The sequence below is a fragment of the Noviherbaspirillum sp. genome (assembly GCF_036846085.1).
Classification (GTDB): Bacteria; Pseudomonadota; Gammaproteobacteria; order Burkholderiales; family Burkholderiaceae_D; genus Noviherbaspirillum.
In genome coordinates this window covers 22,036-28,411 of record NZ_DAIUCO010000034.1, presented here as the reverse complement: position 1 = coordinate 28,411, position 6,376 = coordinate 22,036, and the positions used below count along the sequence as shown (strand labels likewise).

Below are 6,376 nucleotides of genomic sequence, written 5' to 3'. Positions count from 1 at the left end.
GGTTGGTGTCGTAGAAATAGGGGCAGCGTGTGCGCTGAAGGAGATTGCCGCCTGTCGTTGCCTGGTTGCGCAACTGTCCCGAGGCGCCGGCGAGCAGTGCGCGCGAGAGCACGGCATAATCGCGCCGCACGCGCTCGTTCGCGGCCAGATCGGTATTGCGCACCAATGCGCCGATCCGCAGGCCGCCGTCCGCCGCCGGCTCGATCTTGTCCAGGCCGAGGTCATTGATGTCGATCAGGTGGGTCGGCGTCTCGATCTGCAGCTTCATCAGGTCGAGCAGGTTGGTACCGCCGGCAATGAATCTTGCGCCCTGGGTTCGCGCCGCAGCCGCGGCAGCTTCGGCGGGAGAAGCGGCTCTCTCATAGGTAAACAGTTTCATGCCTTGACTCCCGCGACTTCGGCGATCGCTTCCTGGATATTCGAATAGGCGCCGCAGCGGCAGATATTGCCGCTCATGCGCTCACGGAACTCGATGGTTGTCATCCGGGGCGCGGCCGTCAGGTCTTCCGTCGCATGGCTCGGTATGCCGGCCTTGACCTCGTCGAGCATGGCGACGGCCGAGCAGATCTGGCCGGGCGTACAGAATCCGCACTGGTAGCCGTCGTGCTTGATGAATGCCGCCTGCATCGGGTGCAGGTTCGCCGGCGTCCCCAGTCCTTCGATCGTCGTGATGTCGTGTCCCTCCTGCATGACGGCGAGGGTGAGGCAGGAGGTGATTCGCCGCCCGTCCACAATCACGGTGCAGGCGCCGCACTGGCCCTGATCGCATCCTTTCTTGCTGCCTGTGAGATGCAGGCGTTCACGCAGCGCATCCAGCAATGTGGTACGCGGATCGATCATCAACTGATGCTCGCTGCCGTTGACACGCAGGAGTACATTGACGTTCGCGGGGGTGGATGACTGCGGCGGCGCAACAGGCGCAGGCGCCGCTTCGGCTTCCGGCACAAGCCGTCCTGCGATCACCGCACCGCTGGTCGCCACCGCGGTGGCTTTGAGCAGTTTCCTGCGTGATGGATCAAATTCGGTCATTCCGGCACTCCTCGAATCGAAAGAAGCTTGCTAGGACCGACCGCCATGGACCCGGATGCCGGCGATCTGTGATGGCATTGAGCAAGCCCTGTAGGGTAGGTCGAATTGTTTGGGTTATGGAACATGGCGGCTAGATGCACTTCCGCTCATCGGCGCCGCCTGAGGCGGTCACCGTTGCCCACAATGAATGAAGCGACAACTAAGAGAGCCATGCCGCCGAATAAAGTTGCGGCGATCGATAGATGGACCAATGGAAACGCTCCGAACGATGCACCGGGAACGTCCAGTCTCGCTCCCACACTGATTCTGAAACCTTGAAACACGGCAGTCGGCAGATCATGTACCACCGGCCGGGCCAGCCAAGCTCTCGACACAACCCATGTTAGCGGCTGCTAGCGGGTAGAAAGCTGTCGAAATTTGCAAGCCTCTATGAATGGGATTCATGAATTGGGCGAGCTATGTGCTCGTGCCGGGACAGAGGCGTGAAGTGAGGCCAAGAGAATATCCGTGCCCGGCATTCACGCCTGGTTTCCGGAGGGAACGGAATGTGCAACTGGCACACTGAAAGGCATTCCTATACTGCGATCCGATCAAATGGCGCGCGACAACATCAACGACATTCTCGCCTTTCTGATCCTGGCACGAGAACGCAACTTTACCCGCGCCGCAGCGAAGCTCCACATATCCCAATCGGCGCTGAGCCACATCATGCGCGGTCTCGAAGAGCGGTTGGGTGTCCGCCTGCTGACTCGCACGACACGAAGCGTTTCGCCGACGGAGGCCGGTGAGCGGCTGCTCCAGACCGTCGGTCCCCGGATCGCCGAAATCGAGGCTGAAATCGAGGCCGTCAGCGAACTGGGCGATAGACCCTCGGGGACGATCAGGATCACCGCGATCGACCATGTCATCGAAAGCGTCCTGTGGCCACGCATCGCCAAAATACTGCCGCTCTATCCGGACCTGCGCGTGGAGATGAGTTCCGAATACAGGATGGTTGATGTCGCAGCGGAACGTTTCGATATCGGGGTGCGCTACGGCGACCAGATCGAGCAGGACATTGTCGCGGTCCGGTTGACAGCCGATGTGCCGATGATGATCGTCGGTTCGACCGAATACTTCAAAACGCATCCGGTTCCAACGTCGCCGCGGGATCTGGTCAGGCACAACTGCATTACCCTCCGGCTGGCCAGCAGCGGCGGCATCTACGCCTGGGAGCTGCAGGATGGAGACCGGCGCCTGGATGTCCGCGTCAGCGGTCAGGTCACCTTCAGCAGCGCATATCACATGCTGGATGCGGCGCTCAGCGGATGCGGATTGGCTTTCCTTCCGGAAGACATGGCACGCCCGCATGTTCGGGCAGGACGGCTTCTCAGCGTGATGGAGAAGTGCTGCCCATCGTTTCCGGGCCTGTATGCTTACTATCCAAGCCGCCGGCATTCGTCGCGGGCGCTGGCGCTTGTCGTGGACGCGATCCGGTACAAGGGCTAACCTGGAGGCAAGTCGCTGCAACCGGATATGACCGAAAAGGACATCGATATCGTCAAGGCAAGTGAGGTTCCCCGGCTCGTGGAAGTCTGGGAGGCTGCCGTGCGTGCCACGCATCATTTTTTATCCGAAGCCGACATCGAGATTTTCAAGCCCATGGTGCGCGACGGCCTCTATGGCTCGCTGGAGATGGCGTGCATCCGTGACGCGAACGGCCGGGTCGCGGGCTTTATCGGTGTCGCCGGCAACAAGATCGAAGCACTCTTTGTGCATCCCCTTCAACGCGGCACAGGGATCGGGCGCAGGCTTGCCGAGTATGCGATTCGCCGATGGAACGTCACGGAAGTCGATGTCAACGAACAGAATGCGCAGGCGATCGGCTTTTACGAAAAGCTGGGTTTTCGTACGCAAGGGCGCACGGCTGTCGATGGCCTCGGAAAACCTTTCCCGCTACTCCACATGAGGTTGGTGCGGACAGCGATGGATTGATGCAACTCCGCCGGCGACGAAGTGAGCAGGCAAAGGAGGAATTCGCGCATGGCAGGGGCTGACTTCCGTTAAGCGCAACGGCGCCCGAATCGGGCCGTGACGACGTTACCGAGGCGGCCCGAAGTTTCTGTGGCTTAACATCGTGCTGGTATCGCGAAGGATGTCCGCAAGCTGCACCATATCGACCGGCTTTACCAGGAAATGATCGAACCCCGCTTGCAATGCGCAGGCGCGATCCTGCTCCTGGCCATAGCCGGTGACGGCAATAAGGAATATTGCCGATGTGGTTGATGCGGCACGCAAATGCCGTGCAAGTTCGTACCCGTCCATGTCGGGCAATCCGATATCCAATAGAAAGAGTTGCGGCCGTTCTCTTTCCGCGCGTTCCAGTGCCTTGCGAGGACTATGTTCGATGGTCACCTTATGGCCCAGGGATGTCACCACCATTGCCAGCATGCGCGCGGCATCTTCATTGTCATCCACCACCATCACGCGCATCGGAGCGCTCGTCACCGCCAGCTCCCTGCGGCTGGTATCGAATGGCGAATCCGTTGCCGCGTCGCATACATAAGGCAGTCGAAGGCTGATGCAGCTGCCCTTGCCTGGTCCATCACTGCAGGCATGCACGCTTCCGCCATGCAGATCCATCAGACTTTTCACTAGCGCCAGCCCTATACCGAGGCCACCTTGCGCACGATCCGACGCACGCTCGGCCTGTGCAAAAAGCTCGAAAGCCTGGACGAGGAGTTCCGGGTCCATTCCAATCCCGTTGTCCTGCACGCGGATACTGACATGGCTCCTGTCGATTTCCATGTCCAGCGTGATGTTCCCGCCTTCCGGGGTGTATTTGACAGCATTGGAAAGCACATTCGAAAGCGCTTGCACCAGTCGCTTGCTATCACCCTGGACGCAGGCGGATCCCGGCGGCGTATGGACGGCCAGGTGGTGGCCGCGGGCCTCGATCAATGGCCTTACTTGTTCCACTGCGAAAGCCACGATCTGCTTGGCATCGAGTTTTTGAACATCCAGCTTCACCAAACCCCGTGTTACCCGTGAGACATCCAGCAGGTCATTTACCAAACCGGTCATGTGCCGGAACTGCCGCGAAATGATGCCGCTGATATGCTGCAAGCGTTCCGGATCCAGGCCGCCGCACGACAACAGATCCGCTGCTGCACTGATCGGTGCCAGGGGGTTGCGAAGTTCATGCGCCAGCATGGCGAGAAATTCATCCTTGCGCCGATCGGCAATTTTCAAAGCCTTCTCCGCGTCGATGCGTTCGGTGACATCGAGCTCCGCCAGGACCGCGCCCATGATACGGCCTGCTTCGTCACGGATCGGCGCCGCGGACAGGGAGCAGATGCGGTGGACAGGCGGGTCATCGAAGGAAGCGATTTCGATCAGGTCCCCCAAGGCATGTTCACCGGTGAGAGCCCGCGCGGCCGGCCAGTCATGCGGCTCGAGAGCCTGTCCCTGACGTAGCGGTTCCGCCCACCATCCTTTGTACTCCCGATAGTCGTCCACGGAATGTGTGTCCGGATTGCTTTCGCCCCAAAGCTTTTTGTGTGCCGCGTTGGTATTGGTGAGGCCGCCCTTGGCATCCGTGACGACGAGTCCGATTGGCGTTGCAGCCAGGACTGCATCAAGCCGGCGCCGCTCTTCCTCCGCACGATGGGCGAACTCCAGCGCCTGCCGTTCCTTTGCGCCCAGCCCCTGTTCGGCCCTGACTTGCATGGTCACTTCGATGGTGGTGTGAAAAACGCAGGCGATCCGGCCGTCTTCGCCAAAGAGCGGGGTATTGCAAGCATTCCAGAACCGCTCCTCATACACTACGCCACCATTGGCCGTCGGCTTTTGAATCGGATAGCGTTGCACAGGCATGGGCGCCGGTTGCCCTGTTTGGAGTGCTCGAGCGATGGACTCGCGCAGGGCGGCCTCTCCCGTGTCGCCCGCATCGTCGGGGTCGCCCGGAAAGACGTCGAACAAGCCCTTGCCGACCAGGTCCTTGCGTTGACGGTTAATAGTATGCAGAAACGCATCATTCACCCCGAGAATGGTCGCTTCGGGAGTCGGCGCCAGGAAGTAACAGCCGATCGGTAACGCATTAAATGCGGCTTCAAGAACTGAAGCCGGCAGATCGGAAAGTGTCTGTGTATTCATTGCAATATGAGCAAAACCTTTCCGAAGTCAGACGTCTATCTGAAACGATAGTTGCTCATTTTTGATACGGAACCCGAACGAGATTTGCCTGACAGCGATTGGCCTTTGGCCGTCCGCTTCGTCGAGTCGGCAGAGGTTGAATTGTGTTGATCATCCATCCGGGTCTGGCAAAGCGGAGATCAACAGCTTTGTCGACAGGCCATTAATGTGGGCCTGTCCCCAAAAACTGTCGCATGATTCTTCAACAGGAAACACGGATGCGAAACATGCCGTCGCTGCACATCCGGAAAATGGAAACGGCCCGCATTCTTACGAATGCAGGCCGTCAGATTGAACCTGTCGCACGTTGCCAGCACCCCAGAACCATGGGTTTAGGGGGTCGGAAGCGGCGTGACTTCGGGATCATCTGCATATGACAATCGCTCCCGCCAAGACTCGTTTCCAACCAATGCGCGTCGATCGTCCAAAGGATGTTTTGGCACGTTGAAAGCGACAGGTGATTTGCATACTACGCTCTTAGCGGGCGATGTCAAGAGAGTATGGTGCCATTTCTTCTATTGCATTTCGGCAGTCACGCGGAATCTTGGTGCGTCAGCGTTTATATGCCTTGAAGTGGACAATGCCGGCTGTAACTGTCCTTGTTGGCGAATGTAAATGTTTTCAATTTACGATGTCGCTGCTCCACGATTCATGCCATGCTGTGCAAAAAAAGAAAAGTGCAATAAAGGCAAATGGAGGAAGACACATGCGCCCGCTCGACCTTTGCAAGAGGTACTTGGCGTTGCTTGGCCAAAGCGACCTCGACAGAGTGCTTCAGCTTTTTGAACCTGATGCCACGGTGGTATCGCCACATTACGGCACGCTGGGTGCACGCACCTATCATGAGCGCTTCTTTGCCGATACCGACATGAGCCGTGCGATCGGAAGAATCGTCAATACATATCAGGCAATGAAAGACACGCAGCACATTGCATTGCATTTTCACTATACGTGGGTGCGCAATGACGGCAAGACCATCGAATTTGATTGCATGAATTTATATGACCTGAATGCGGATCTGACCAAATTCACGAAAATCACCCGCATCTATGACACCGCCCCTCTGCAAGGCAAATTGCGATCAGTCGTCTGATTGAACACCTCCCACTCGAAAGTGACGGCCAGGCACGATCCAAAACCTCACTGCAAAATCGCGCCACCGGTGCAACCCGAA

Annotated in this window: 6 protein-coding genes; 3 read left to right on the top strand and 3 right to left on the bottom strand. The window is 58.4% G+C overall.

What is annotated here, in order from left to right:
• Positions 1-379 (bottom strand): FAD binding domain-containing protein (locus V7080_RS06285; protein WP_334187553.1); only part of this gene is annotated, 379 nt, incomplete at its 3' end.
• Entirely contained in the window at positions 376-1,029 is a 654-nt protein-coding gene (paoA, locus tag V7080_RS06280) for an aldehyde dehydrogenase iron-sulfur subunit PaoA (protein WP_334187552.1), read from the bottom strand. The genes V7080_RS06285 and paoA, both read right to left, overlap by 4 nt.
• 594 nt (positions 1,030-1,623) lie before the next feature.
• On the opposite strand from paoA, the gene V7080_RS06275 reads away from it, so the two are divergent.
• Together V7080_RS06275 and V7080_RS06270 are read left to right on the top strand one after the other, a co-directional pair.
• Positions 1,624-2,517 (top strand): LysR family transcriptional regulator, encoded by an 894-nt coding sequence (locus V7080_RS06275; RefSeq protein WP_334187551.1) that lies wholly within the window; start codon positions 1,624-1,626, stop codon positions 2,515-2,517.
• A 27-nt stretch (positions 2,518-2,544) separates the two neighbouring features.
• Entirely contained in the window at positions 2,545-3,003 is a 459-nt protein-coding gene (locus V7080_RS06270; RefSeq protein WP_334187550.1) for a GNAT family N-acetyltransferase, read from the top strand.
• 105 nt (positions 3,004-3,108) lie between these two features.
• Here the strand turns inward: V7080_RS06270 and V7080_RS06265 are convergent, their stop codons facing one another.
• The gene (locus V7080_RS06265) at positions 3,109-5,163 is read right to left on the bottom strand and encodes a PAS domain-containing hybrid sensor histidine kinase/response regulator (RefSeq protein ID WP_334187549.1); all 2,055 of its coding nucleotides are present in this window, start codon (positions 5,161-5,163) and stop codon (positions 3,109-3,111) included.
• A 745-nt stretch (positions 5,164-5,908) separates the two neighbouring features.
• Between V7080_RS06265 and V7080_RS06260 the strand changes: the two genes are divergently transcribed.
• A complete protein-coding gene (locus V7080_RS06260; RefSeq protein ID WP_334187548.1) occupies positions 5,909-6,295 on the top strand; it encodes a nuclear transport factor 2 family protein in 387 nt (128 codons plus the stop codon).
• Positions 6,296-6,376 lie beyond the last annotated feature (81 nt).

Excerpts from the sequence above, each read along its gene's own strand:
- paoA (WP_334187552.1), bottom strand. The coding sequence starts at position 1,029 with ATGACCGAATTTGATCCATCACGCAGGAAACTGCTCAAAGCCACCGCG.
- V7080_RS06275 (WP_334187551.1), top strand. The coding sequence starts at position 1,624 with ATGGCGCGCGACAACATCAACGACATTCTCGCCTTTCTGATCCTGGCA.
- V7080_RS06270 (WP_334187550.1), top strand. The coding sequence starts at position 2,545 with ATGACCGAAAAGGACATCGATATCGTCAAGGCAAGTGAGGTTCCCCGG.
- V7080_RS06265 (WP_334187549.1), bottom strand. The coding sequence starts at position 5,163 with ATGAATACACAGACACTTTCCGATCTGCCGGCTTCAGTTCTTGAAGCC.
- V7080_RS06260 (WP_334187548.1), top strand. The coding sequence starts at position 5,909 with ATGCGCCCGCTCGACCTTTGCAAGAGGTACTTGGCGTTGCTTGGCCAA.